We start from the raw sequence: 26178 nt of genomic DNA on the forward strand, positions 1-26178 counted from the left end.
GGTGGTCTTCCCGGCGCCGTTGGGCCCGAGCAGGCCCGTGATCCGGCCGGCGCCGACGCTGAAGCTCACATCCTCGACCCGGCGGACACCCCGGAAGGACTTCGAAAGGCGCTCAACCAGGAGGGGTACATTCTCTTGCGTGGTCATACTTCCAAGATGCCAGCTGCGCGCCCCCAGCACCCCAGCCCCAGGGACAGTCCTTCACTAGCCCCAGGGACAGTCGTTCACTAGCCAAAAGGACAGTCCGCCGCCGTCCGAGCCACGCACCCGCTGTGGTGCCCCCCCGATGCCCTACTTCGTTGACTTCGCCCAGGAATATAGGACAACAGTGCCGTCACCATGATGGGATACTTCGCGGCATCTCATGTTGATACCGATGAAAGACTTCCGCTAGCCGGCCCGGCGGTCTCTTCAGTCGTGAGCAGTGGAAACCTGCTCACGGGTTCGAGCATCTGCTCCCTGGCGTACTGGAATGCAATCATCACTACGGCGATAGTGGGTGTGGCGAGGAAGGCCCCTTCGATCCCGAACAGGGATGCGCCGGCTGCTACGCCCGTGAGAACCACTGCAGGATGAAGCTTCAAAGATCGTCCGACCAGCAGTGGTTGAAGTACGTTGCTCTCAAGCTGCTGCACAAGCAGGACCAGGCCCAGCACGATCAAGGCTGTGATCCATCCTTCCGTAAGGAGTGCCACGATGGAAGCGAGGAGCCCGGTGGCTACTGCCCCAATAATCGGAAGGAATCCGCCGAAGAAGATTAACACCGCAAGGGGTAGAGCGAGCGGAATGCCGAGTAGCCAAAGACCGATCCCGATGAAGACGGCGTCAACAAGTGCTACTGCTGCCTGTGAGGATATGTAGGTCGATAATGTCCGCCAACTCCTGGATGTTACTTCCGCGGTATGAAGGAGAGCCGTACCTGTTGTCCACCGCAGAAGCCACCCCGAAAACCGGTCTCCGTCCTTCAAGCAGAAGAAAGTGAGAATCAACGTCAGCGAGAAGGTCACGGTGAGGGAACCGACTGTTCCCAAGCCGAGGGAGACCTGTGTCAGGACCTGACCCGCGTTCTCCTGCAGCCAGGTGACCGCTGGCTTCAGGACTTCGTTGAGGTCCGCTTTCGAGAAGGACAAAGACTCAGCGAAAGCCCCAAGGTTCTGGAGGTTTCCGGCCATCTGCATTGACAGCTCCCGCACCCCGTTCATGGACAACGCCGCGGTAGCCCAACCGATCCCGACCGCAGCACCCGCCAACGCGACAATGGTGATGGCCGCCGCTGCGGCCGCTGGCATAGCGCGACGTAAGAACCGCGTGACCGGCCAGAGGACCGAGGTCAGCAGCAACGCGAGAATGAGTGGAAGAACCACCACCCACACCTTCGATAGCAAGTAACAGACCCCAATGACCGCGGTTGCGAGGATGAGTGCTCTGCCCAAAATTGGCGCTATAGCTGTCAGTGCGGACAGTAACGCTCCGCTGCGGATCCGTCGTATTGGCAGCGATCTCGTGGACGCAGCTGGCGTCACATCCTTGTCGTACTCCACCGCCTGATTTTGCTGCTTAGACATGCTTTTCCTTTTTCAATGCCAAATGAATCTTCCCTTGGCCGGTGCAGGTTCGCGATGAACGAATCTGAGTTGTCGGGTTGGTTTGCAGGGATGCTGAGGGCGTCGAGGAGGTTCCAGTACTGCGAATCGGTCGCCAGCAGTTCCTGATGTGTACCGAATGCGCGGACCCTCCCTCGATCCATAAGGTAGATGCGGCCGTTAGAGGCTGCGGCGTTTCAGTGTGAACGCGGCGCCGGTCAGAAGAAGCGCGGTCAGGACGGTGAGGGCTCCGGTAGCGGCTGCGCCGACGGTGAAGCTAACATCCTCGACCCGGCGGACACCGCGGAAGGACTTCGAAAGGTGCTCTACGAGGAGGGGTTCACTCTCTTGCTTGTTCATACTTCCAAGATGCCAGCTGCGCACCCTCCGCACCCCAGCCCCAGGACCAGTCCTTCACTAGCCAAAAGGACCAGTCCTGCACTAGCCAAGCGGACAGTCCTTCACTAGCCAAAAGGACAGTCCGCCGCCGTCCGGTTGTCGGGTCCTTCCCCGGCCTTGACGGTGCGTCCGGGTATGCCGGTGCGTTCGTGGTTGACTTATCCCGTGAAGTCCATGCGAACCCGGCGAACGGCCCAACCCGGCGCGGCCGACACAACGCCGGGGCCCGGCCATCCACGCTCACTTCAACGCGTTGTCGTCCTCCCCGCCGTTGTCCTCGCGGTCGCGGTCGCCTCCCTCTTCGCCGCAAGAATCGATCCCCTGCTGCCGCCTCAGCCACTGCTTCTGACGGTGCTGCAGGCGGCTCTCGTAGCCGGGCAGGCCGCTGCACTTCTCTTTCGGTACCGTGCCCCAATGCCGGTGTTCGCGATTGTCGTGATGCTGCAGACGGTTCTCCTCGTTACCGGCGGGGTGGACCTGGGGCAAGGGAGCCTGGCGGTCGTGATTTCCGCCTTCTACCTCATTCGGTGGGTACCACGGCCCCGGGCGTGGTACGTCCTGGCGGCAGTTGCGCTCACGAGCAGCGTCGTCGTCCTTGGGGTGGCACTGGGCGGAGCCCAACCCCCGCTGCTCGCCTTCGCCCTGGTCGCCGGGCGTCTGGCCGTCGAGTACGCGGCACCGGCTGTGGTCGCTGAACTCGTCCGCAACCGCGCTTACCTCGCCACTGCAGCGCGTGAGCGGGACGAGATGATCCGCCGTGAACAGGTACGGGATGAGGCTCAGCGCCGGCGGGCCGAGCAGACCGCCCTCGCCAGGGAGCTGCACGACATCTCCGGACACCACCTCTCCGGCATTATCGTGACCGCGCAGGCGGCAGGAACACTGATCGAGAAGGATCCGCTGCGCACACGGGCCATGCTCCGTGAGCTCGAAGGAGAAGCCCGGGCGATGATGATCGATCTGCGCAGGACTGTCGGCCTACTCCGCCCGGACCCGGAAACCGAAGGCGCCACCGGTGATATCCGGGTGTCCATCGGCACCCCGGGCCTGGGTGATCTGCCGGAGCTGATCGATGCCGCCGTGCGCCGCGGTCAAAGCGTTACTTTCGAATCGACAGGGGATGCAACCCATCTCGGGCCGGTCGCCCAGGCGACCATCTATCGCGTGGTGCAGGAATCGCTGGCCAACGCCGCACGCCACGCTCCAGGCGCTAAATGCATGGTGACGATCGAGTACCTACCCGAGGCCACTGTCCTGACCGTGGAAAACACGTCGAGCCTCCATTACCGGGATATCATCTACGCCCAGCCGACACCGGTTCACGACCGGGCAAACCATGGATACGGGCTCGTCGGCATGCACGAGCGGGCGAAGCTCATCGGAGCCGAACTCACCACCGGGCGTACGGAAACCGGCGGCTGGAGCAACCGGTTACGAATCCCGAACCTCGTCCAAGGAGCACCACAATGATCCGTGTCCTGATCGCCGACGACCAGGTCATCGTTCGGGCCGGACTATCGATCCTGCTCGACTCAGCCGCCGACATCACCGTCGTCGGGGAAGCCGAAAACGGTCGGGAAGCTATCCGGCTGACCAAGGAGCTTCGCCCCGACGTCGTGTGTATGGACATCCGGATGCCCGTCATGGACGGCGTCGCCGCGACACGCATCATCTCCGCCGACGCCACCCTGGACAGCGAGATCCTGATCCTCACCACCTTCGACATCGACGATGACACCTTCGCCGCTCTCGAAGCAGGGGCCGCGGGCTTCCTCCTCAAAGGCGCCGACGAGGACACGCTGCTCAATGCCATCCGCTCGGTCGCCCAGGGCGACGGAACCCTCGACCAGCGGCTGACACGGCGGATTCTGCAGGAGTTCGTGCAGCGCCGCCCACCGACACCACCAGCCGGGGTTCACAAGCCGCTTCCTTCGCCGCTCACCGACCGTGAAATCGACGTCCTGCAACTCCTTGCGCAGGGCCTCTCAAACGCCGAAATCGCTAAACAACTCTTCGTGGAACAATCCACCGTCAAATACCATCTCACCCATCTGCTCGAGAAAACCGGGTCCCGCGACCGCCTCCAGATTGTCCTCTGGGGCATCCGCACAGGAACCGTGACCGTCGAGTAGCAGGCGAGCCGGCCTCCACTGTCGTCCCCAACATGTGGGCGTGCTGGGGGTCGACGCGCGCCGATACGCTGTTCGACCCGGCCCCCCAATACGAAGATGCACCCCCACAAACTAGGCGATTCAGCAGACCGGATCGGACACTAGGCCCTGTCTAAGGAGCGCGTGACTCGCGGGCAGCCATTTCTTCGGCCAATTCGATGCAACGCAGGCGGGCCGGGGAGAAGTCGAAGGGCATCTTTCCAACTGCTTCGACTACGCTCATGGTCTCCTGCCCGCTACCAAAGCTTTGGCTGGCCTCGGCCTCCGGGTTCTCCGAGGTCGGTGGGTGCAGAGCCTCCCAGGAGTCGAAGAGCGCTTCATCGCTCTGCGCCAGGCCGGAATCCTCGATGACGGCGTGCAGCGCCAGTTCGAAGGCATGTCGTTCGGCGGCCACCTGTGCCACCCGGGGGTCATCGACAGCGACCGTGTCATCGAGTGCCTCCTCGGCGGCCTCGACGCGCTCGGATTCCTGCCGCAGACCCGGGTGGGTGGCCAGGGCGATTAGACGGGAGGCGTTGACGGCCGCACCAAGCGGGCCCGAGATCCGCTCCATGACCAGCAGGCTGTCCAGGTCCGTCTGGCGCAGGGAGCCCTCGGGCAGGCTCTCAAGGCGGCTGGTGACAAAGTCGGAGAGCAGACCCATCCTGCTGCCGCGGGTGCGCATGCGCCGAACAGCAGTCCGCTGCCGCTGCAGTTCTGCTTCCCGGGCGACGAGAGTTCTCTCCAGCCGGTCCAGGATGCCCGCAACGTCGTGGTCGCTGTCGGCACCAGCAGGAGCCGTGTCAGCAAAGGCGTCCCGGATGTCGTCCAGGGCGATCCCGGCGTCGGTCATCTTGCGGATCCACAGCAGCCAGATCATCTCGTCGTAGCCGTAGCGGCGGCGGCCGTCACTGCCCCGCTCGGGCTCGGGCAGCAGGCCGATCTGGTGGTAGTGACGGATCGCCCGCGGTGTGGTGCCGACGAACGATGCCGCGTCACCAATCTTGACCTGACGGGGCGGAATAAAGGACGAAAAAATGAGCGGAGCCTTCCTCAGTGAGGCGATACGTGAGTCCACCGAACCACATAACGCTACGGAAGGTGCAACTCCAAGCACTCCGCACGGCACCTATGCCGAGGGATGCGTGCCGATGCTCCACGAACCGGGACCCGCCATGACATTGGGTTGAGGGTCACCAATAAAGAGCTGCGAGGGGTTTCGGCGAACGCGTTCTCGGTGACTTGTGGACTCCTCCGATTGCTCGAGCAAACCGATCGGATGAAAGTCCGGCCCACGCCCGAACGCGGGATGACTGTGCAAAAGTCATCCCGCGTGCCGAGAGCTGAACGCAGCGATACGGACTCGGAGCTGGGAGCAGGCGCCTGCGAGATGAAGAGCAGGTTCAGGTTAGTTGCCGCTCTCCGTGCGGGGCCTTCTCAGATTTGGTTCGTGCCGCCGTCGACGTAGATGTTTGAGCCGACGACGTAGCTGCTCTGTTCCGAGGCCAGGAATGAAAGGACGGCGGCGGCCTCCTCCGGCTGACCCATGCGGCCCTTGGGGACCGTGGCGGCGACGTGCTCCTTCATGGCCCGAGCGGTATCCTCATCACCGAATGCTGCGGTACCCCCGGGAGTCTCTATCCACGCCGGTGACACCACGTTGACCCGGATGCCACGGTCCTTGAGCTCAGTGGACCACGTCCGTGCGAAAGACCGGACAGCAGCCTTCGACGCCGAGTAGGCACCGAACGCTTCCATGCCGCGGTCGGCGGCGGTCGATCCGACCAGGATGATCGAGGCATGGTCGTTCAGGAGCGGTAACGCTTTCTGGACGGTGAACAGCATGCCTCGAACATTGACCGCGAAGGTTGAATCGAAGTGTTCCTCGGTGGTCTGCTCCAGTGACATGAACGAAGCGATCCCCGCGTTCGCCACCAGCACGTCCAGGCCCTTTCCTCGCGCCTGGACCGCTTCGTAGAGCCGGTCCAGATCCTCGGGTTTTGCCACGTCGCCGACAACGGCGGTGGCCCGGTCCGCCCCGATGGTCTTTACGGCGGCTTCCAACTCGGTCTCGCGGCGGCCGGTGATGAAAACGAACGAACCCTCGTCTGCCAGTTTCACGGCGGTGGCCAGACCGATGCCGCTGCTTCCTCCGGTAATTACCGCTGTCTTGCCGTCAAGCTGTTCCATGTATGTGTCCTTCGTTGAGGCTCGTGTCGGATTGAACATGATCAATACTTCAGGAGCGTGAGGTACGATTCAACATAAATAGTCCGCACTTGTTTACATATCGTCCGAAAGGGGATGCCATGCTCGGGTTTGGAGATCCGGTAGCCGATGCGATCGGTCTGTTGCGGCCTCGCACGGTCCTCGAGCCCAGCCTGCGGGCCGCGGGGGAGTGGGCCCTGCGCTTTGACGCCTTTCCCCACGTCAAGGTGGGCGGCGTCGTCCGCGGCAGGTGCTGGTTGACCATCGACGGACACGAACCGGTGCTCCTCGAGGAAGGTGACACCTACCTTCTCGGCAACCCGCCACCCTACGTCATGGCGAGCTCGCTGGAGGCACGTCCGCGCCCTGCGAAGCCGCTGTGGGAGGGCCCCACGGCCGGCGTCGTAAGCATCGGCCCTGACGTCGAACAACACACCTATCTTTGCGGCGGTCATCTCGCGTTCGATGAGAGGAATGTATCCGTCCTGACGGATTTCCTGCCGCCGCTTGTGGTTGTCCGAGCGGCCGATCCTCGCGGAAGGCATCTGGCATATCTGATCGAAATGTTGGCCAGTGAGGTCGAGGCCTCGGCCCCCGGTGGATCGCTGGCGATGAATCACCTGGCCCAGATCCTGCTCGTCCACATGTTGCGCGCTCATGCCAGTCAGGCGGACCGGCCCACAGGCTGGCTGCGTGCCTTGGACGAGGACGGTGTCGGTGCCGCCCTTCGCGCCATGCATGCGGACGTGGCGCATCCGTGGACCCTCACCGAACTGGCTCAGGTCAGCCATATGTCGCGGTCCGTTTTCGCTCAGGCCTTCAAGAACCAGGTTGGGGTTCCGCCGTTGGAGTACTTGATTCGATGGCGGATTAGTCTTGCCAGTGACGCCCTTGCCCATGACAGCTCCTCCATCTCGGAACTCGCTCAAGCCACTGGGTACTTGTCGGAAAGCGCGTTCAGCACTGCCTTCCGCCGCGTGGTTGGATCATCACCCGCCCAATTTCGGAATCAGGCACGGCAGACACTGCGCTCAACCGCGAACGGAGGCTAACAAGGGTATCCACTAGGAGCTACCCCCTCGCGAAAACGGAATCAATGGGGTCATGTGCCCTCTGCAGGGGGTTCTGCGCTGCGCAGAAGGCCGTTGGCGATGATGCTGGCGCGGACGATAACGTCCCGCTGTGCGGGATTGTAGAGTGCCTGGATTGCCTCGACGACGGTGTGCTGGGTCACTTCAGCGCTTTTGGTCACATGGTCTTTCTGATCGCTCAGCCAGGCATAGTCCTTGAGTGTCTTGGCGAGCAGGGGTGCGTAGCGTTCGGCGAGTTCCTGGCGCTGGCTTTCCTCCGCGTCGGGTGGCAGCGCGTCGAGTTCCGCGCTTGCCTTATCGGTGTCCGCTTCGACCATGTGGCGCAGGTCATTCATCGCATCGTTGTCGTAGAGCTGGGAGTAGATCAGCACCAGGGACCGGTCCGCCTCCGACATTTGAGCGGCAACGTCCTCGAATCCCGGGGGAACGTCGGTGACGGTCGAGCCGCGGAGGATGGCCTGGATTTCGGCCCGGGCGCGTTGGAGTCGTTCGATGCTCACCCGCAGGTCGCCGTCGATGGCCCGCAGGGCCTCGGTCGACGAGTCACCGTCGACGGCGACCTGATCGATCTGGTCCAGGGGGACGCCGAGGTCGCGCAGGCGCCGGATTTTCAGGAGGCGGACGAGGTGTCTGACCTGGTATTGCTTATAGCCGTTGGACATCCGGTCGGGCTGCTCGAGAAGGCCGATCTGGTGATAGTGACGGACCGTGTTCACGGTGGTCCCGGCGAGATCCGCGATTTCCCGTGTGCTCCAAACCATCCTTATCCCTCCTTCCTAGATCATCTTCGCCAGCGCGGGTTCGTCATCCAGCCTCCGATCGATTGAACCCAATGTTCCCACCACACGCTCAAGGAAGGAGTTCCCCCGACGTTGACCGGTTCGGGATGATCGATCGGACTGCATCGGTGATCGGCGTTCGGCCGCTGGTGACTTCGAGAATCTGCCGGGTCACCTTCGGCTGAAGGAGGAGTTCGGTCAGAACCTCCGCCACATCCTCGCGCGAAATATCCTCGTGTACGGCCGCGGGGCCAAGGAAGACCGTCCCCTGGCCCGGGCGGTCCTGCAGGAGGGATGGCCGGAGGATCAGCCAGTCAAGGCTGCTTTGGCTGACTTTGATGTCCATGAGCTTCTTGACCGCGAAGTAGTATTCTTCGTCGTCGCTGAGGTCCCGTTCACGCCAGGCTTCCGGAAATACCGAAACGAGCGCGAATCGTCGAACGCCGGCACGTTCTGCCGCGGCGAGAGCGTTGTCGACCGCGACCCTGTCGATAGCGTCCGTCTCTTCCTTCGCGCCGCCATTGGAACCCGCTGCAAACACAACCGCATCAACACCGCTCAAGAGGGGTGCCAGGGCTGCCGCATCCATGTCAGCCAGGTTGCCGACACGGGTGGAGACGCCCTGCACTTCCAACCGGCGTTGCTGATCCTGAGTGCGCACCAGTCCGGACACCTGACTGCCTCTCTCGATCAGACGTTCTGCAAGGAGCCCACCCACGGCACCACTGATACCCATAATGAAAACTTTCACAGGCTCACTCCCTGAAGTTGATATCGACTGTCGCCGTCGGAACGCCTTACCAGCCGAGCAGGCCCAGGACTCCGGTCGCGGCCGCGGCGACGGCGGCGGTCCATAGGATGATGGCGATGGCCTGCCACACAAGCACCCGCTGCCTGCCGACCCCTGAGGCGATGAAGAACGCTGCGGTGAGCTGGGTGGGAAGGGCCAGCGGCGCCAGCAGGCTTGCCCCCGGCACGCCGAACCTGGTCAGCCATCCCCGCAGGCGGGTTTGGCCCTTGGCCTGCCGGGCCGACCGCGGGGCCGATCCCGGGGCCTCGAGCGTCTGGACGGTGCCGCCTAGTCCGTTGCCGTCGGGTCCGCTGGCGCCTGCCCGCCGCGCGACGACCATCTGGCGGGCACGCGAGCTCAGCAGCACCACCACGAGGACGCTGAGGAAATTGCCCACGGCGCCGGCGATCCCTGCCACGATCGGGTTGACTCCCGCGATGATGCCCAGGGCCGCCGAGCCCTCGCCCTCGACATAGGGGATCATCCCGACAAGGCCCACACCCAGCGGCTGCAGCACCTCCGGGACCTGATTCACGAAGTCCTGAAGGCCTTCAGATAAAGCAGACATGCTATTCTCCTTGATGTTTCCCGGCCGGGAGTTCCCTCGCCGGCCTGGTCGGGCCCTCATGTGAGGGCCCTGAATGTGTTGATGTCGTCATTGAAGACCCTGTGCCAACAACAGGGTCAAGGGCATGTGACCAAACCCACGTCACAGGAGCGGCGGCCGGCGGCGGACTACGCGATCCCGTGCGCTACATTCGCCCCGCGCAGCGGAGATTGACGGATCGACGATGGAGTGGAACGGCTCAGCGGAGCCCGCCACAGCATGTCGCCGCACGCTTCAACCGAGACGCCTCAGTGATTCGCACCAGGCGGCGTGATCTGTCACCACGGGCCGATTGGCGTCCGAAGGCCTGCCGGCGTCGCTAGAATTGAGCGCGCCAGTCGCGGATGAGCTGCGCGACCTCGTCGAGGTTCGATTCCAGCAGGAAGTGCCCTCCGTCAAGCAACTGAACCTGGGCGTGCGAGGCGTCCTTGAGGAAGGCCTTGGCACCGTCCGGGCCGAAGATCTCGTCGTTCCTGCCCCAGACTGCCAGGACGGGCACCTGCGATTCACGCAGCCACTGATGAACTGCCGGGTACAGCGTACGGTTCGTGTGATAATCACCGAACAGAGCCAGCTGCACCCGGTCCATCCCTGGCCGGTCCAAAAGGGCGAGGTCATGTTCCCATGCGTCGGGATCAATCGTGGTCACATCGGGAACCCCGTGCTTGTACTGCCATTCCACGGCTTCCCGTTCGAGCGCCGGCCGCAGCGCGAGCTCATTCGCGGGGGACGGGTCGGCGCCATACGCCCAGATGGGAGCCCAAAAGTCCGGCACGAAGCCTTCCTCATAGGCGTTGCCGTTCTGGGAGATGACACCTTCAATCGACCCCGGGTCGGCCAACGCGAGCCGCCATGCGATCGGCGCTCCGTAGTCCTGGGTGTACACGGTGTACTTTGTGACGCCAAGGCCCGCCAACAGCCCGGCCGTCATTTCCGCCAGCGAGTCGAAGGTGTAGTCAAACTCATCCACCGACGGCGCCGAAGAGCGTCCAAAACCGATGTGGTCGGGCGCGATGACGTGATACTCGTCCGCCAGGGCGGGGATGAGGTGCCGGAACATGTGGGAACTGGTCGGGTATCCATGCAGGAGAAGCAGCACGGGTGCACCCACCGGCCCGGCTTCCCGGTAGAACATGCTGAGACCGTTGACCGTGGCGACGCGGTGATGGACTGTAGCCAAAACTAACTCCTAAAAGGTATATAGTGGTTAGTGGAAATGTAGCACAAACGTTGACACCCTTCGCAGGTGAGCAACGCGAAAGGGTGAGGATGGTTTCACAGAGCGCGGGCCCGGACGAAGACCTTCTCCTGGCGCTGCTGAACAGCGCCCCCGCCGTCGGCGGCCGGATCACCGAGGAGCTCCATGCGCGAGCAGCCGGAGAATTTGCGGTGAGGTTCGGCGGCACCGGTTCCGATGCCGAGCTGCAGCAGCTGCGGCTCATGAGGCAGGTGCTTCAAGACGTCATCCGGGCGGCCGAAGGAGCGACCGAGCGCCTGACCGAGTTGCTCTCCGATATCTCTCTCGTGCCGGAGCCGTCTCCGGCAGGTATCCAGTGGCGGCTGGAAGCGGATCCGCCGAAACGACTCGCAGCACGTGCGGCCCTGGCGTGGGCCCGCTTCGCTGAGTCGACACCGGGTCGGCTCAAGGCGTGCGCGAACAGCGACTGCAACCTGTTCTTCATCGATCGCAGTCGACCGGGGACTGGTAGGTGGTGCTCGATGACCACGTGTGGGAACCGTATGAAAGCCCGCGCGCATGCCAGCCGCCAGCGGACCAGCCGCGCCACGGACGCCCACTGACGCCGGGTCCGGATGGAGGCACGCGGTTCGAGCAGTCCCACGACCACTGACTCCAATAGGACTTAATCATCTAGGGGCGCCAAGGTTTCAGCAGACGGACGTCTTGAAGTTCGACGATTTCAAGGTGTCGAGGCCGGTGGACGAGGTGTAAGAACGGCCGACTTGGGTCTGCACGACGGCGCCATCACTGGTGCGGATGACCGCGCTGTAGCTCAAGCGGTCCGGCCGCTGGGTCGCAGCCACCACCCCGCCTGCTGCGATCCCCATCGCCACGCGGTCATGGTCAGTTCCCCGCGCTTGCCGCACGGCCTCGGCCTCTTCCTGTCGAAGGACATGATGGCCTGGACCGACTCGTGCGCGGAGGACGTCGTCGCCGAATTTCCCTTCGTGCCCGAAGGCAGCTAGTCGGTCATCGAGGGCGAGACGACTGACGTCCACGAGCTCCACACCACGACGATGTACACGACCGGCGACCCCGACGTCGTTGTCATGGAGTGGAGCGTTGCAGGAACGGTCGTGAGGACCGGCAGCACCTACGCCATGCGCTACGCGGCCTTCGTGACGTTCCGCAGCGGTGAGATCGCGACCTACCGCGAGTACTGGAACCCGCAGGTCTTCCTCACGGCTCTGGACGGCCAGGGCTTCTGATGGGTGGCGGTTGACGCGGAGGCTGCCTCTAGGAAACTCAAGCGGAAAGCAGCGAAGGAGTCCACGCCCGAACATGCGGCATTGCCCGCACCGCCTCCTGTAACCATGCCCGGCAGGCCGGCCGCGAAGGCTCCGGCAAGGCGACGGCACGACACGCGCTAGCGGCTGCACCGTATGTGAGAAGTTTGACCGGCACGCACCGCAGGACTGTCACTGCGACCATCGCCGAAGGTAACGGCATTCGCGAAGTCAGTCCAGTCATTGAGCGGCCTGGTGGTTCTGACCTCCACTGGGTGGGTGTCGCGGGCTCGGTGAGGGTTCCGCAGCGTTCGCTCTGTGGTTCCCTCACCGAGGGTTTGTGGCTCCGGCCGTGGGCCAGGGTGCGGGTGGTTCCTTAGACGTCGCGTTTCTTGGTGACGATGAGGGCGGCGGCGAGGAATGCCAGTGCCCAGGCGCCCATGACGAGTCCGCCCTGGAGCTGGGTCAGGGCGTCATCGGCCGCGGTGACGGCGACCATTTTGTTGCCTGCCTCCCCGGGCAGAAAACGTGCGGCGTCGGTGACCCACTCGGCGAGACCTGACAGGAGCTGCATGATGACGGGCAGGACGAAGAAGATGCCGACGGCGGTGACCACCCCGCCGGCGGTGTTGCGCAGCAGGATGCCCAGGGAGATGGAGATGACCGCTACGAGGGCGAGGTAGGTTCCGGTGTTGATGATGCTCGCCAGGACGCCGTCCTGGGTGAGGGCGAAGTCAAGGTCCTGGCTTCCAAGGATGGGCTGGGCGATCAGGTAGGACACCAGGGCGCTGAGCAGGCCGACGAGGAAGGCGACGGCGGCAATGACGGCAGTCTTTGCCAGCAGAGCCGGGGTGCGCCCGGGGACCGCGACCATGGTGGAGCGGATCATTCCCGTAGCCCACTCGGAGGCGATCAGGACCACAGCCAGGGAGGCGATGAGCAGTTGCCCGAAGATCAATCCCGACGACGGTGTGGTGAGCGCATCAACGGCAGGGTCGCCGGGGCCCTGCGCCTGGAAGTTGGCGGGCATGCCGCCGTCATTCATGGTCTGTGCGATCTGGGCGTATCCCCAGGCGCCCAGTAGAGCCAGACCGACCATGACCAAAACGGTCGAGGCGATCAGGATCACCGTCGAGCGGACCGTGGTGACCTTGATCCACTCGGATCGAAGCACCCGGGTGAAGGTGATGCCGGAGCCGGGCCGGGGCCGAGGGGCGTTCTTGGTTGGTGAGGGCGATGTGGTTGTGTGTGCGCTCATGGTCGGCGTCCTTCCACGGGAATGGTGAGCTGGGTGGTGTCCTCGGTGGTGGCCGGGGCGGTGGGGGAGAGGCTGTGGGACTGGTATTCGACCTCGGCCTGGGTCAGCTGCATGTAGGCGTCCTCCAGGGACAGCTGCAGGGGGGTCAGTTCGTAGACCAGGACGCCGGTGCGCTGGGCGGTCTCGGCGATCCGGCGTGGGTCGACGCCGGTGATCTCGATCAGTTCCGGTTCCAGCAGCTGCGAGCCGACGCCGTCGCCGGCGAGGGCACCGAGCAGGTCCTGCGGCCGGTCCGCGCGGACCCGGACCCGGGCCTTGCTTTGACCGTCGATGATGTCCTGGATCGGGGCGTCGGCGATGATCCGTCCGCGCCCGATCACGATCAGGTGATCGGCCGTCAGGGCCATCTCGGACATCAGGTGCGAGGACAGGAACACCGTCCGGCCCTCGGCGGCGAGGTCCCGGGCGAGGTGGCGGACCCACTGGACGCCCTCGGGATCGAGGCCGTTGACGGGCTCGTCAAGGATCACCGTCTGGGGATCCCCCAGCAGGGCCACCGCGATGCCCAGGCGCTGGCCCATGCCCAGGGAGAACCCGCCCACGCGCTTTTTCGCGACAGCGCCCAGCCCGGTGAGCTCGATGACCTCGTTGACCCGGGAGTTCGGGATGCCATGGGTGGCCGCCATCGCCCGCAGGTGGTTATACGCCGAGCGCTTGGTGTGGACCGCCTTGGCATCGAGCAGCGCCCCGACCTCATGCAGCGGAGCCTTGTGCTTTGCGTAGGGCCGGCCGTTGACGATCACCTGCCCACCGCTGGGATTATCCAGTCCCATGATCATGCGCATCGTGGTGGACTTCCCCGCACCGTTCGGGCCCAGGAATCCGGTCACCCTCCCCGGCTGAACGGTGAACGACACGGAATCCACCGCCGTCTTCGCGCCATAGCGCTTCGTAAGGGTCTGAGCTTCAATCATGGGCCAATCCTTCTCATCAATGTAGGAGTGAATGTCTTTGTCTGCACATCTGGACACCGCGTGTTCCAACATGAAGGTCGGTTCGTCAAATCGTCCTCCTCGGAGACGTGGGCCAGCTGGGTCGATAAGTTTGCGGAGACCGAAACGGATCATGGCGTTTCAGTCCCGCCAAGTATTAGAAACTGTGTTCACACAACAGGGTCAAATTCGAATGCCCGATACGGGCAGGTTCCACCCCGGGAGTAGGGGACGATGCCAGGTGCTCACTGATACTGCACCGGGCCCTGGAGCATACCTTGGCGACGCGGGGCTAAATCTCGACCCACTCTATCACAGCGTACTAGTACGCCGTATCGGTAGATCACGAAACACCCGCCCGCCCCTGCGGCATTGTGGTGGGCGACGGCGAGCTACTCGATAAGCGGGACCCGTGCGGCGGATCGACCGGTTTCGGGTGGGCCTTCCGGCGGACGAATCAGGTTCCACCGAGTTCTTTGCGCTGGTCATAGGCGATCTGATTGCGGCGGATCGACGGGGCGTTGGTCACAGTCCAGTCGTAGAGATGCCCGAATGGTTCCCGCAGCGATTCACCGAGCGGGGTGATGGCATATTCGACGCCCACGGGTGAGGTCGGCAGCACCCGTCGTTCGATGAGACCGTCACGCTCCAACTTGCGGAGCGTCTGCGTCAGCACGCGCTGCGTGACGCCTCCGAGCCGTCGCTTGATCTCGTTGTATCTCCTGGGTTCGTCGAGTACCGCCATGCACATCATCGACCACTTGTTGGCTATCTGATCGAGGATGGGGCGACTCTCACAGTCAGGGCTGAAGACCTCCGTGGTTGTGTCCACGATGTTGCTGAACCGCTGCATTCGGTGTGTTCCTGTATCCCTAGGATGCCTAAAGTGCCTTCTTGACGAGCCTCGAACAAACTCCAAGACTAGGTATGCATTGTAAACCGAGATGCCTATCGAATACCTAGGAGAAACACGTGAGCGAATCGAGGCTGTCGGTGGACGCCACCGAGTTCGAGACTTTCCAGACAGAGCAGGACGGTCGAGTCTTGTCCGTCACCCTGAACAACCCGCCCGTGAACGCGCTCAGCGTTGTCATGATGAGTGAACTCCGGGATCTGATGCTGGCACTTCGGCAGGATGACTCGGTCGCGGTGATTGTCTTCGACAGCGCGAACCCGGAGTTTTTCATCGCGCACGTCGACATGAACATCGGCGATCAGATGGACATCCTGGGGCAGCTTGCCTCAGAGGCGCCGGAGGGAGTCAACGTCTTTCAGGCTGTCGGTGAGCTCCTCCGACAGCAACCACAGGTCACGGTGGTCAAGCTAAGGGGCATCGCCCGTGGAGGCGGTGCCGAATTCATCGCCGCAGCCGACATGACTTTCGCAGCCCGCGAAACGGCCCGCATCGGGCAGATCGAAGCACTGATGGGAATCATCCCCTCAGGAGGCGGCACCCAGTACCTCCTTGAACGAGTCGGCCGGAACCGCGCCCTGGAGCTCGTTCTGACCGGAGATGCTGTCGAGGCGGATGTCGCTGCCTCCTATGGGTGGATCAACCGCGCTATCCCTGCCAATGATCTTGATGCGTTCGTAGACCGGCTCGCCCACAATATCGCCGCTCTGCCGGACGGCGTACTCGCCGCAGCCAAGCGGATATTCACCCCCATCACACCGCTCACGGGCTACCAGCAGGAAGAAACAGAATGGGGTACCTTGTTCGGGCTTCCAGCAGCCCGGCACCTCATTGGCGACAGCCTCCAGCGCGGCGCCCAGACAATCGAAGGGGAACGTGATCTCGAGGGCCTTCTCCGACAGATGAGCAAAGATTCAAAGCCTCGTGACTGAGTAGTCGTTGAAGCCCATTCCATTGACCCTGTCCAGCACCATCCTTTCATCCCCCGAATCCAGCGATCTGTTCGTCCTCCGCCGACCTCAACTTCCCGAGCGGGTCGACCTTCTGTGATGTTTCAGGACGAGGATGCCGGCGCAAACTATGAAGGTTGACCCGAAGATGGCGGTCAACACTGTGCCGGATGGCTCCTTTATGAAAAGCCAGGACAAAACTGTGAGCACACCAAGAAGAAGCACCAGGAAAAGGGAGTTTGTACGTCCAGTCGAAGTCTTCATAGTTACACCGTACTAGTCGATGCGTCACCATACTGAATGACCCTTCCGGCCCCGGCTGAAACCTGCACCCTCCATCCCACGCTCCACACTTCCGCGACTCCGAAGGGACAAGTACAGGCCCGAACGCCATCCCTGAGAGCGTGGAGCATCGGAGAGGAGTATGGGCTGCGAGGCCTCGTCTTCTCCACCAGCGTGGCCGACCAGGCTTGTTGTGGCGATCCTGGGATGGGCGATGAGGGTTCGGAATAGAACGCCCACCGTTGTGGTTGACGCGTCAAGTAGTTAGCAGTTGGGTCAGCACATCAACAATCTAGTGATGGGTAGCAAATCATGAGTGAGCAGAAAATCATTGCAGTGGCCGGAGCGACCGGGTCTCAGGGCGGTGGCGTCGTCCGCGCTCTTCTGGCCGATCCGCAGAAGCGCTTCGCGGTTCGTGCCCTGACCCGTGACACCGGTTCTGCATCGGCCGAGGCCCTGCGCCAACTTGGCGCGGATGTTGTCCGCGCGGACTTCGAGGATGAGGGGAGCGTCGTTGCAGCGCTCACGGGCTCATACGGGGCGTTCCTGGTAACGAACTTCTGGGCGCATGGTTCCGCCCGCCGGGAGCTTGACGAGACCGCCGTCCTCGCCCGTGCAGCGGCAGCGGCCGATGTGGCGCATGTCGTCTGGTCAACCCTCGAGGACACCCGCAGCTTGCTTCCCCTCGATGACCCGCGCATGCCGGTGCTGCAGGATCACTACAACGTGCCGCACTTCGATGCCAAGGGCGAGGGCAACGCTCTTTTCGCCGACGCCGGAGTGCCGACAACGTACCTGAACACAACCTTCTACTTCCAGAACTTCATCGAGGCCCTGGCTCCCCGCCGGGGAGACGATGGGGTCCTGACGCTGTCGCTTCCCTTCGAGGAAGGCCGGCTTCTCTCCGGGGTTGACGTTGCGGACATCGGGCGCACTGTGTTCTCCATCTTCGCCGCCGGCGGGGAGTACATCGGGAAGACCCTCAGCCTCGCAGGGGATCACCTCACCGGCGCCGAGTACGCCAGCCAGCTCGGCGATGCCCTCGGCGAGCCCGTTCGTTTCCAATCGGTGCCCTACGACACGTTCCGAGGGTTCGGCTTCCCCGGCGCGGAGGAAATGGGCAACATGTTCCAGTACTACGGGGACTTCGATACCGAGTTCACCGGCGCCCGGGAACTGGAATGGCTTCGCCGGTTCGTTCCTGGCCTGAACGACTTCCGCACCTGGGCGGCCGAAAACGCGCAGGCGCTGAAGGTGGCATAACCAGCTGGCGCAGACAGCGACGAGTGGGGGGGGATCACCCAGGATGGGTGATGCCCCCCCTCACGGTGCTGGGAGTTCCTAGCTCCTCAGTGACTCAAGATGCGCTGCGAGGCTGCGCATCGCGTCTTCGAGGACGTTCAACTGCACAGCACTAAGGGGGGCGGCGAATATGTCGCGTATTGCGTGGAGGTGCGGGGACGACGCCCTTCTATAGGAATGCGCACCCTCTGCCGTCAACCGAATCTCGGCCCCACGTTTATCACCGGCGGCGGTATGCCTACTGACGAGGCCGCGCCGCTCCATGCGGGCGAGATGATGAGAGAGTCGGCTTCTTTCCCAGCTGATGGCTTCAGCAAGCTGCGACGAACGCATGCTGTGCTCGGGCTGGTCGTACAGCGCGACCATGACCGCGTAATCACCTGTCGACAGACCCGACTCCGCCTGAAGGCGCAGGGCGACCGACTGCTTTGCGGCCTCCGATGTCTCAATGAACGCGCGCCAAGCACGCAGTTCATTCGCCGTCGGTGAGCGACGCCCGCTCGCAGCGGCTGGGCCATCGAGTGCGCGATCTGAAGATACTTCTGACATGTCAAGAATCCTATTGCCTGGGTCGACGTGGTGGCCGTCCTGAGACCGGATCGATCCTCCCGGGTGTCACTTCACATGGCAAAGACAGGAGCCCTGCAGTGGGTGTGCAGGGCTCCTGTCTTTGCGTGATGGGTCCGGGTTGGCCTGGTGCGCGAGCCCTTTACTTGCTCATGCCCGCTGTCAGCCCGGCCACGATCTGTCGGGTGGCAACCAGAAAGAGGATGACGAGCGGGAGCGTGGCGATGACCAGGCCGGCGAAGAGGGTTGGCCAGTCGGTCTGGTATTCGCCGAAGAAGGTCGTCAGGCCCACGGGGAGGGTGTAGTTCTCCCTCGAGCGCAGGAGCACCAGGGGGTAAAAGAAGTCGTTCCAGATGGGGACGAAGCGGAAAACGATCACCGTGGCGATCGCCGGGCGCACCAGCGGCAGCATGATGTTCCAGAACATTCTGATGCTTCCTGCGCCGTCGATACGGGCCGCCTCCTCGAGCTCTTCAGGTAGTTGGCGGAAGAAGCTGGTAAGTACGAACACGGAGAACGGGACGCTAAGGGCCGCGTAGACGAGGATCAGGCCGATCTTGCTGTCCACGAGTCCCATGCCGTCAAGAAGGTAGAAGACGGGCAGGATCGCCAGATAGACCGGAAGCATCAGACCGGAGAGGAATACCGCCTCGATCACGCTGGTGATGCGGGAACGGCTCCGGGCCAGGGCGTACGCGGCCAGCAGTGAGACGGTCGTCGAGAGCACCACCGAGGAGACCGTAACCAGAAGTGAGTTCGTGAAGAAGGTGCCAAACGACGCCTGCACCCAGGCTTTGGAATAGCTGGCGAAGTTGGGATCTGCTGGCAGCCCCAGCGGATCAGCGGCCATCTCCCGCGTGGTGCGCAGTGAGTTGACCACCATGACCAGCAGGGGGAGCACTGCGATCGCCGCGTATCCCCAGAGGAACAACGAGGTCGCCGCAGCAGAGGCACTCCGCTTCCTCGGAACGCGGGCAGGGGGTGCCTCGTGCTGTGCCGGTGGTGTACGGCTGATTGCTGGAGCGCTCACGACAGAGTCCTTTCCTTGCGTCGGATCATGGTGGTGAACACCATCGCGATGCCGAAGATGAACAGGAAAAGCAGGGTTGCAAGGGCTGAGGACAATCCGATGCCGTTCGTCGCGCCCGATTCAAACGCCGTCCGGTAGAAGATGAGCGAGAGGACATCCGTTGCGCCGGCCGGTGAACCGGATGACCCTCCCATCGCATACGGCAGCGCCAAGGCTTCCATCGCACCGATGAAGGTCAGGATGGTGACGATGCCGATGGAGGATGTGAGCAGCGGCAGGGTGATGGTGCGGAACCGCTGCCACCCGGAGGCTCCGTCGAGTGACGCCGCCTCATTCAGCTCCTCGGGGATGCCGCCCAGGGCAGCCCCGTACAGGAGGATCGGAAAGCCGAGCCACTGCCATGCCGTGACCAGGACGATCGCCCACAGAGCGGTAGACGGTTGGCCGAGCCAGGGCTGGGCCAGGCTATCCAACCCGACGAGGCGCAGGAGTTCGTTGATCGGGCCGAACAGCGGTGAAAGCAGGAGCGACCACAGGTAGCCGATCACCAGGGGGCTGACCAGATAGGGGAGGGTGTACAGCGTCTGGAAGAGCTTCTTGAACCGCTTCCTCCGGTAGAGGAAGGACGCGATGGTGAGGCCGATGGTGTTCTGGAACACCATCGCTCCGGCGAACAGCAACAGGTTGTGGCCGAGTGCCCGCGGCAGGTCCGTCTTGAACGGAGCCTCGGTGAACAGGGTAGTGAAGTTCGCGAACCAGGCCCATCCTGCCCTCGTGGTGCCCTGCCAGCTGAAGAACGAATAACTGAACGCGGTCAGCATCGGATACAGCACGAACACCGAGAACAGGAGGACCGCCGGCAGGAGGAACAGTGCCGTCGTCATCGGGGAGAGCCTGGCACTGGACCTCCTTCGGCGCTTCACCTGCGGGCGCCCGGAGATTAGCTGCTCGGGGTGAACCACTGCGACACTCCCTCTTGAATATCGCCGCCGACTTCATTGGCCTCCTTGTCACCGAGGAACAGTTCCTGCACGCCGGTCCCCATCAGCTCCGTGCCGAGCGGCTGGCCATACCGGAAGTCGACCAGCATGAGGTAGGGGGCCGGGTTTTCCTGGTAAAGGCTCCAGATGTCGCTCATCACCGGATCGTCGAAGGTGACCCCGGGGACGGGGGAGAACTGCTTCAACTCGTCAGCGACCAGCTGACCGAATTCCCGGGACGCCATCCACTGGACCAGCTCCAACGATGCCTCCTGCTTGTCCGACGCCGCGTTGATGCCCCAGCTGCCATCGGCATAGGCCGGCGAGACAGGAGTGTCCAGAACAGATCCTTCCTTCACCGGGACCTGGAAGACGCCGAGGTCGAGATCGGGGTTCTGCTTCTGGAAGAAGCCCAGCTCGAACGACCCGCCGGGGAACATGGCGGCCTGCTCGTTGACGAAGAGAATCTGGGAGTCGGCGTAGCTCACGCCGACCACGTCTTGGGGCATGTAGCCCTGAAGGTCCTTGAGTGTCTGGATGGATTCGACATACGTGGCGTCGGTGAAGTCCTTGGTGCCCTCCTGGACGTCCTGCCGGAAGGATTCGCCGCCGTAGTGGGCCGAACCGAAAATGTCCTGGATGAACGGCATCATCCAGGCGTCCTTGCCGCCGACGGAGAGCGGGGTGATACCGGCCTTCTGCAGTTTGTCATTCGCAGCCATGAAGTCGTCCCATGTCTCGGGGACCTCGATGCCTTGTTCTTTGAAGATGGCTTTGTTGTAGAAGACCTGCATCACCTGGGTCGCGAACGGCACGCCGTAGACCTTGCCGTCCTCTTTGCCTTTCGCACCTTCGAGGACCGTCGGATCGAATTCCTCGAGACCCGGAACGTTGCCCGAGAGATCCGTGAGGTTCCCTCCCGCGATCAGCGGCTGCAGCTGGCCGTACGCTCGAAGCTGCGCGACATCGGGTCCGTCGGACCCGGTCAGGCCGGTGGAGAGGATCTGGTTGTACTCCGTGCTCTTGAAAGCCTGGAAGTCCACCTGCACGCAGGGGTTCTTTTCTTCATACACGTCGAAAATCTTCGCGTAGGCCTCGGCGTCCTCAGGGCGCCAGGACCACACGCTCAACGTCTCGGGGCTGGCGCAGTCGGCGGCTGCCGACCCGTCTGCGGACTCCGGGGTGGAGCCGGAACCGGGTGCACACGCGCTCAGCGGCAACAGGGTGAGTGCCAGGGCCGTTACCGCTACCTTGGATCGGATATTCATTGTCCAGTTACTCCTCATGCTGTGGTGGTGGAGTTGGAGCCCTGAGTGTTCAGGAACTCTGTCGCGGCACGAACGCTGCCGCGGGTAGAGGCGAGCGCGGCGCGTGCGTCCTCAGGTGATACGTCATTGAACATGCAGAGCAGGGCGACGCGGAGGTCGCCGTCACTGAGTTCGAGGGAGGACCTGCACAGGTCCTCCTCCTGCCCGGTCGCTTCCATCAGGATGCGAACGGTCCGCGCCCGGAGCTTCTCGTTGGTCGCAACCATCGAGACCATGAGATTCGACCAGGTCTTCCCGAGGCGGATCATCAGGGCCGTGGAGAAACCATTGAGGATCAGTTTCTGCGCACTGCCCGCTTTCAACCTGGTGGAACCCGCGAGGATTTCGGCCCCGGTGTCGGCGATGAGGACAAAGTCCGCCAAGGAGCCAAGCTCCGGCTCCCGGGCACAGGTGATGAGGGCGGTGGAAGCACCTCGTCGGCGGGCCGTTTCAAGTGCCCCGCCGACGTACGGGGTCCGGCCGGAGGCCGCAATACCGACACAGACATCGCCCGGAGCGACATCAGCCGCATCGGAGGCCCCCGATTCCCAAGAATCTTCGACGTTTTCCAGGGCCCTGACGAGGGCCGCGTCGCCGCCGGCGTGATGGGCGACCACCACACCTTCTTCAAGGTTGAATGTCGGCAACAGTTCTGCGGCATCCAGTACGCCGAGCCGCCCTGAGGTGCCGGCGCCGAAGTAGTGCACCCGGCGTCCGCCTTGAACTGCCTCGACCGCGCGGTCGACGAGTTGGGAGAGTGGCGGCAGAACGGCGCGGACAGCGCCGGGGACAACTGCGTCCTCGTTATTCATCGCCTCGAGAATAGCGGTCGTGGAACGAGTGTCGAGATCCACGGTCGCCGGGTTTCTGCGCTCGGTGCTGATCTCCAGCCAGGCCCCACCTGGCCGTGAGTCTGCGATGGACTGATGGTTCACAAGATTCTCCGTTTCGAGTGCATGAAGCCCTGCTCGGTGATCGCCATCACATAAAGCTAGGGTTCGGGTCGATCGATGTCAAGGATGTACAGAATCGGTTTCATGTTAGAAACTTCTTAACACGCCCCGGTTCCTGGAACCTTGGTACCTTGTGAACCGGGGGCGCACTGCTCTAGCTGAAGGAGGAGCGTTGGAAGACATCGACACCGCTGCAATGTCACGTGCCGTGCTGGCCCGGATCAGGGCGCTGCTGCCTTCGCTTCGCCCCTCGGAGCAGGCGGTTGCCGCCGTCGTGCTCGCCGACCCCGAACGCGCCTCGTCGCTGTCCATTGGCAACCTGGCCGATGTCTGCGTGACATCGACGGCCTCAGTGGTGCGGTTCTACCGGAAGGTGGGATATGCGCGCTACCAGGATTTCCGGCTCGACCTTGCCCGCGAGGCGACGCGCGAGCGAACGGTGAACGATGTCCCGGACGGGGTCTACGAAGACATCAGCAAGACAGACACGCTGCACGACGTCGTCGCGAAGATCGCGGCGGCCGAGGCGATGTCCATCGCGGACACGGCGGAACTCCTAAATGTGGATCGCCTCTCGCAGGCGGTTGGCGCCGTCCGCAAGGCGCGCCGTATCGACATCTCCAGTGTCGGCGCCGGCGCATGGGTGGGGCAGGATCTCCAGCAGAAACTCCACCGCATCGGGCTGGTGGCCCACAGTTGGTCGGACGCGCACTCGTCGTGGACCTCCGCAGCGTTGCTGAGTTCCGACTGCGTCGCAATCGCCATCTCCCACTCTGGCGAGACCATGGATACCGTCGAGGCGCTGCGGATCGCCCACGACGCCGGAGCCACCACGATCGCGATCACGAACCATGGGGACTCTTCGCTCGGCAAGCACGCCGACATCACGCTCACCACCGCCGCCCGGGAGACGCCGTTCCGCTCGGGCGCCATGGGCAGCCGCATCGCCCAGATGATGGTCGTGGACTGCCTCTTCATGGGGGTGGCGCAGAAGGCCTACGACCAGGCCGTCGATGCCCTGGGTAAAACATACGCGGCAGTCCATCCCCGCAGGACCTGACCAACGCCCGGCCGGGCCGTCACCGCAGACAAACTACGCACATTTCCACGGAGGACTGATGCCCGGAAAGACGAAGCGCGCTTCCGTCAGTATGGCAGCGACGGGCCGGCCGGAGGCCGACGGGCAGAGGTTTCCCCGAGTCGGGGCCACGACGCGGCTTGTCCTTCGCTACTATTCGGTGAGCCAGATGGCTCACCGATTCCAGGTCAGTTCTCTGGGCGGCGCCGAAGCGCAGCTCCGGTCATCATCCCGTGAGGGGTGTTGGACCACGGCGAAGTTCCACATCCCGGAGTGCGGCGCGGACGGCTACCTCGGGTTCACCGTCACCGGTGACAGCGCCTACGGCACAGACCGCCGGTACGTGCGCGCAGCGGATGGTGTGGCAGAAGCATGGCTTATCGATGGAGACCCCCGAGTCTTCGAACAGCCCATCCCGCTGCCGCTGAACGCCGTCCTCCGACGAGGCCTCAAGGCGTACCTGCCGGTTACGGCGCTCCCGGGCACGCTGGGCGTCGAGCTGTCGGAGGGCAGGAACGCCTACGCGTTCGACGGAGCGCCGCCGGGCACCCTCGAGATCCTGACGATTCGCCGCGGACGGGACTGTGTGGATCTGTCCACGGCAACGGACCGTGCCGGGTGCAATACCTCAGGCACCATGCCGGCCGAGCACGCCGACACAGCGTTCAGGGACATCGACGGCTTCGCAGCGCACGGCACCTACTACTTCTCCTTCGACGCGGTGGAAGCGCTTTTTCACGTGGGAACTCTCCTGACCGATGCCGAAGCGTTCGTGCTGCCCCGGGCACGCGCCGCCTACGACGCCGTAGGGGCGGCGGCATCGCCCGAATCTGTCGGCTTCTCGAGCGGGCGGCTGGCGGACCTCGACGGGTTCATCACCAGCCAGGTCGAGGCGGGCGCGTGCACGGTGTCGCTCAGTATCGTCAAGGACGGCAAGCTGGTGAAGGAGAGTGCGTACGGGTATTCGAAAAAGTACGACACCCCCTTCATCGATGGCGCCTACCGGCCGGCGCGGCCGCTGCCGCCGGAGGAATGGGAGGCGACGCACACCGATACGCTGTTCGACCTGGCCTCCAACACGAAGATGTATTCCACCAATTACGCGGTTCAGCAGCTCGTCTCCCGGGGCGCGCTGGACCTCGACCGCACCCTCCAGTCCTTTCCCGGGTGGGAGAACTTCACCGACGCCTACAGCGTGTACAGCGGCAAATGGACAATCGGCGGTACCGGCGGCATCACGGCCCGCCAGGTGGGCAAGGACGCCGTGACCATCCGCGACATCCTCCACCACGAGGCCGGCCTGATCCCCGACCCGGAATACCCCAACCGGCTCGCGGCAGGGGAGTTGTACCACCAGAACGCCGACCCCGCGGACCGGTCCGGAATCATCGACGCGATCTCGAAAACACCGCTGATGTACGCCCCGCGGACCACCTTCGCCTACAGCGACGTCGACTATCTGATTCTCGGCCTCCTCGTGGAACAGCTCTCCGGGCAGCGGATCGACAGCTACTTCGCCGACCAGATCGCCGGGCCACTCCAGCTCCGGAGGACCACCTATGCGCCGTTGGACCACGGGTTCTCCAGGACTTCCATCGCGGCGACGGAACTCAACGGCAACACGCGCGACGGCAACGTCACGTTCGGCACCCTGCCCGACGGCGCTCCGGTCCCGCTGCGCTGCCACACCCTCCAGGGTGAGGTTCATGACGAAAAAGCCTTCCACACCATGGGGCAGATCGCCGGCCACGCGGGACTGTTCTCAACCGCCGGGGACATGGCCGTTCTCACTCAGCTCATGCTTAACGACGGAATCTACAACGGACAGCAGCTGTTCACCGCGGAGGTTGTGGACGCCTTCACGCGGCCGCACGCCGTCGACCCCGCAGCCCCCGGGTCTGCAACGGCAGGCCTCGGCTGGCGCGTCAACTCAACGACCGAGTCCTTCTACCACTTCACCGGCGGGCCCAGCCGCAGCACCTACGGCCACCAGGGCTGGACGGGCACCCTCACGGTGATCGACCCGGTCGCCAACATGACGATCTCGCTCCTGGGCAGCGTGCGGCACTCACCGGTCGTATCACCGCCCAACGGCTTCGCCGGGACCGCGTTCCCCCTCGCCGACTTGGTGTCCCTCACCGCCCGCATTTACGGGGCACTTGGGAAAAGCAGCAACCAATACTCTCCGCTCGCAGTGGTGGCTCCCGTGCAGCCGGTATCGATTCCATCTGGACGTTCGATCAAGGATGCCCTGGGCGCCCTGCCGATCTCGACCACAGTCACGACCAGCACCGGTCAGCGCCACACGGCGCAGCTCGTTTGGTCGGTCGATTCCTACCAGGGTGGGCGGCCCGGCACGTTTGCAGCCACCGCACGCGTCTCGCTCCCCGCACCGGTCATTCAACCCGCAGAGCCGGTCGAGCTGGCCTTGTCCACAACCCTGACCGTTTACCCGGAAGTGCCCGGCGCCGGATCCTGATATTCCTGGGCAGG

27 protein-coding genes are annotated in these 26178 nt (G+C 63.6%); 9 read left to right on the forward strand and 18 right to left on the reverse strand.

The features are described 5' to 3' along the window. From GVV86_RS08190 to GVV86_RS08200, 3 genes are all read right to left on the reverse strand, one after another. A partial coding sequence (locus GVV86_RS08190) for an ATP-binding cassette domain-containing protein (RefSeq protein ID WP_159802486.1) occupies positions 1–147 on the reverse strand: 147 nt, incomplete at its 3' end. A 215-nt stretch (positions 148–362) separates the two neighbouring features. Next, on the reverse strand, positions 363–1565 hold the full coding sequence (locus GVV86_RS08195) for an AI-2E family transporter (RefSeq protein ID WP_159620665.1): 1203 nt from the start codon (positions 1563–1565) through the stop codon (positions 363–365). A gap of 198 nt (positions 1566–1763) precedes the next feature. Further along, on the reverse strand, positions 1764–1943 hold the full coding sequence (locus GVV86_RS08200; protein WP_159620663.1) for a hypothetical protein: 180 nt from the start codon (positions 1941–1943) through the stop codon (positions 1764–1766). Positions 1944–2156: 213 nt separating this feature from the next. Between GVV86_RS08200 and GVV86_RS08205 the strand changes: the two genes are divergently transcribed. Then, positions 2157–3452, forward strand: coding sequence for a sensor histidine kinase (locus GVV86_RS08205; protein ID WP_246669933.1), 1296 nt, complete (start codon positions 2157–2159; stop codon positions 3450–3452). Continuing rightward, positions 3449–4114, forward strand: a complete 666-nt coding sequence (locus tag GVV86_RS08210; RefSeq protein WP_159802488.1) for a response regulator — start codon at positions 3449–3451, stop codon at positions 4112–4114. Before GVV86_RS08205 ends, GVV86_RS08210 begins: the two co-directional genes overlap by 4 nt. Before the next feature lie 151 nt (positions 4115–4265). Here GVV86_RS08210 and GVV86_RS08215 read toward each other — a convergent pair whose 3' ends face one another. Together GVV86_RS08215 and GVV86_RS08220 are read right to left on the reverse strand one after the other, a co-directional pair. Next, positions 4266–5210 (reverse strand): MerR family transcriptional regulator, encoded by a 945-nt coding sequence (locus GVV86_RS08215; RefSeq protein WP_246669916.1) that lies wholly within the window; start codon positions 5208–5210, stop codon positions 4266–4268. Between the two features lie 359 nt (positions 5211–5569). After that, on the reverse strand, positions 5570–6322 hold the full coding sequence (locus tag GVV86_RS08220) for an SDR family NAD(P)-dependent oxidoreductase (RefSeq protein ID WP_159620657.1): 753 nt from the start codon (positions 6320–6322) through the stop codon (positions 5570–5572). A 119-nt stretch (positions 6323–6441) separates the two neighbouring features. Here GVV86_RS08220 and GVV86_RS08225 point away from each other — a divergent pair, with 119 nt between their 5' ends. Continuing rightward, on the forward strand, positions 6442–7392 hold the full coding sequence (locus GVV86_RS08225) for an AraC family transcriptional regulator (protein WP_159620655.1): 951 nt from the start codon (positions 6442–6444) through the stop codon (positions 7390–7392). A 50-nt stretch (positions 7393–7442) separates the two neighbouring features. On the opposite strand, the gene GVV86_RS08230 is transcribed toward GVV86_RS08225, so the two are convergent. The 4 genes from GVV86_RS08230 to GVV86_RS08245 form a co-directional block, all read right to left on the reverse strand. Beyond that, entirely contained in the window at positions 7443–8192 is a 750-nt protein-coding gene (locus tag GVV86_RS08230) for a MerR family transcriptional regulator (protein ID WP_159802489.1), read from the reverse strand. Positions 8193–8280: 88 nt separating this feature from the next. Beyond that, positions 8281–8961 carry an NAD(P)H-binding protein gene (locus GVV86_RS08235; protein ID WP_159617904.1) on the reverse strand — a complete coding sequence of 227 codons (681 nt, stop codon included), beginning with the start codon at positions 8959–8961 and terminating at the stop codon, positions 8281–8283. Between the two features lie 46 nt (positions 8962–9007). After that, entirely contained in the window at positions 9008–9568 is a 561-nt protein-coding gene (locus GVV86_RS08240; RefSeq protein ID WP_159802490.1) for a small multidrug efflux protein, read from the reverse strand. A gap of 358 nt (positions 9569–9926) precedes the next feature. After that, on the reverse strand, positions 9927–10787 hold the full coding sequence (locus tag GVV86_RS08245; RefSeq protein WP_159802491.1) for an alpha/beta fold hydrolase: 861 nt from the start codon (positions 10785–10787) through the stop codon (positions 9927–9929). 89 nt (positions 10788–10876) lie between these two features. Between GVV86_RS08245 and GVV86_RS08250 the strand changes: the two genes are divergently transcribed. Continuing rightward, positions 10877–11407, forward strand: a complete 531-nt coding sequence (locus GVV86_RS08250; protein ID WP_159617907.1) for a CGNR zinc finger domain-containing protein — start codon at positions 10877–10879, stop codon at positions 11405–11407. A gap of 87 nt (positions 11408–11494) precedes the next feature. Here GVV86_RS08250 and GVV86_RS18460 read toward each other — a convergent pair whose 3' ends face one another. Continuing rightward, positions 11495–11854 carry a hypothetical protein gene (locus GVV86_RS18460; RefSeq protein ID WP_201291403.1) on the reverse strand — a complete coding sequence of 120 codons (360 nt, stop codon included), beginning with the start codon at positions 11852–11854 and terminating at the stop codon, positions 11495–11497. A gap of 9 nt (positions 11855–11863) precedes the next feature. Between GVV86_RS18460 and GVV86_RS18465 the strand changes: the two genes are divergently transcribed. Continuing rightward, a complete protein-coding gene (locus GVV86_RS18465; protein WP_201291404.1) occupies positions 11864–12055 on the forward strand; it encodes a nuclear transport factor 2 family protein in 192 nt (63 codons plus the stop codon). A gap of 394 nt (positions 12056–12449) precedes the next feature. On the opposite strand, the gene GVV86_RS08265 is transcribed toward GVV86_RS18465, so the two are convergent. The 3 genes from GVV86_RS08265 to GVV86_RS08275 form a co-directional block, all read right to left on the reverse strand. Continuing rightward, entirely contained in the window at positions 12450–13331 is an 882-nt protein-coding gene (locus GVV86_RS08265) for an ABC transporter permease (RefSeq protein ID WP_159802493.1), read from the reverse strand. After that, entirely contained in the window at positions 13328–14305 is a 978-nt protein-coding gene (locus GVV86_RS08270) for an ABC transporter ATP-binding protein (RefSeq protein WP_159802494.1), read from the reverse strand. Before GVV86_RS08270 ends, GVV86_RS08265 begins: the two co-directional genes overlap by 4 nt. Before the next feature lie 475 nt (positions 14306–14780). Next, positions 14781–15176 (reverse strand): winged helix-turn-helix transcriptional regulator, encoded by a 396-nt coding sequence (locus GVV86_RS08275; RefSeq protein ID WP_159617911.1) that lies wholly within the window; start codon positions 15174–15176, stop codon positions 14781–14783. Between the two features lie 119 nt (positions 15177–15295). Here GVV86_RS08275 and GVV86_RS08280 point away from each other — a divergent pair, with 119 nt between their 5' ends. After that, on the forward strand, positions 15296–16168 hold the full coding sequence (locus GVV86_RS08280) for an enoyl-CoA hydratase/isomerase family protein (RefSeq protein ID WP_201291405.1): 873 nt from the start codon (positions 15296–15298) through the stop codon (positions 16166–16168). A gap of 612 nt (positions 16169–16780) precedes the next feature. Next, positions 16781–17731: an NmrA/HSCARG family protein gene (locus tag GVV86_RS08285; RefSeq protein ID WP_159617912.1), complete on the forward strand. Its 951-nt coding sequence runs from the start codon at positions 16781–16783 to the stop codon at positions 17729–17731. A gap of 78 nt (positions 17732–17809) precedes the next feature. On the opposite strand, the gene GVV86_RS08290 is transcribed toward GVV86_RS08285, so the two are convergent. From GVV86_RS08290 to GVV86_RS08310, 5 genes are all read right to left on the reverse strand, one after another. After that, positions 17810–18319: a MarR family winged helix-turn-helix transcriptional regulator gene (locus GVV86_RS08290; protein WP_159802495.1), complete on the reverse strand. Its 510-nt coding sequence runs from the start codon at positions 18317–18319 to the stop codon at positions 17810–17812. A 160-nt stretch (positions 18320–18479) separates the two neighbouring features. Next, positions 18480–19367, reverse strand: coding sequence for a carbohydrate ABC transporter permease (locus tag GVV86_RS08295; RefSeq protein ID WP_246199738.1), 888 nt, complete (start codon positions 19365–19367; stop codon positions 18480–18482). After that, the gene (locus GVV86_RS08300) at positions 19364–20251 is read right to left on the reverse strand and encodes a carbohydrate ABC transporter permease (RefSeq protein WP_159802496.1); all 888 of its coding nucleotides are present in this window, start codon (positions 20249–20251) and stop codon (positions 19364–19366) included. The genes GVV86_RS08295 and GVV86_RS08300 overlap by 4 nt, the downstream gene beginning before the upstream one ends. Positions 20252–20307: 56 nt before the next feature. Next, the gene (locus tag GVV86_RS08305; RefSeq protein ID WP_159802497.1) at positions 20308–21615 is read right to left on the reverse strand and encodes an ABC transporter substrate-binding protein; all 1308 of its coding nucleotides are present in this window, start codon (positions 21613–21615) and stop codon (positions 20308–20310) included. 14 nt (positions 21616–21629) lie between these two features. Beyond that, the gene (locus tag GVV86_RS08310; protein ID WP_281406943.1) at positions 21630–22589 is read right to left on the reverse strand and encodes an N-acetylmuramic acid 6-phosphate etherase; all 960 of its coding nucleotides are present in this window, start codon (positions 22587–22589) and stop codon (positions 21630–21632) included. Positions 22590–22779: 190 nt separating this feature from the next. On the opposite strand from GVV86_RS08310, the gene GVV86_RS08315 reads away from it, so the two are divergent. Then, positions 22780–23667, forward strand: a complete 888-nt coding sequence (locus GVV86_RS08315; RefSeq protein WP_246669917.1) for a MurR/RpiR family transcriptional regulator — start codon at positions 22780–22782, stop codon at positions 23665–23667. A gap of 187 nt (positions 23668–23854) precedes the next feature. Continuing rightward, positions 23855–26164, forward strand: a complete 2310-nt coding sequence (gene pbp4b, locus GVV86_RS08320; protein ID WP_159802498.1) for a penicillin binding protein PBP4B — start codon at positions 23855–23857, stop codon at positions 26162–26164. The last annotated feature ends 14 nt before the right edge of the window (positions 26165–26178 follow it).

Source organism: Arthrobacter zhaoguopingii (assembly GCF_009828595.1).
GTDB classification, from domain to species: domain Bacteria; phylum Actinomycetota; class Actinomycetes; order Actinomycetales; family Micrococcaceae; genus Arthrobacter_D; species Arthrobacter_D zhaoguopingii.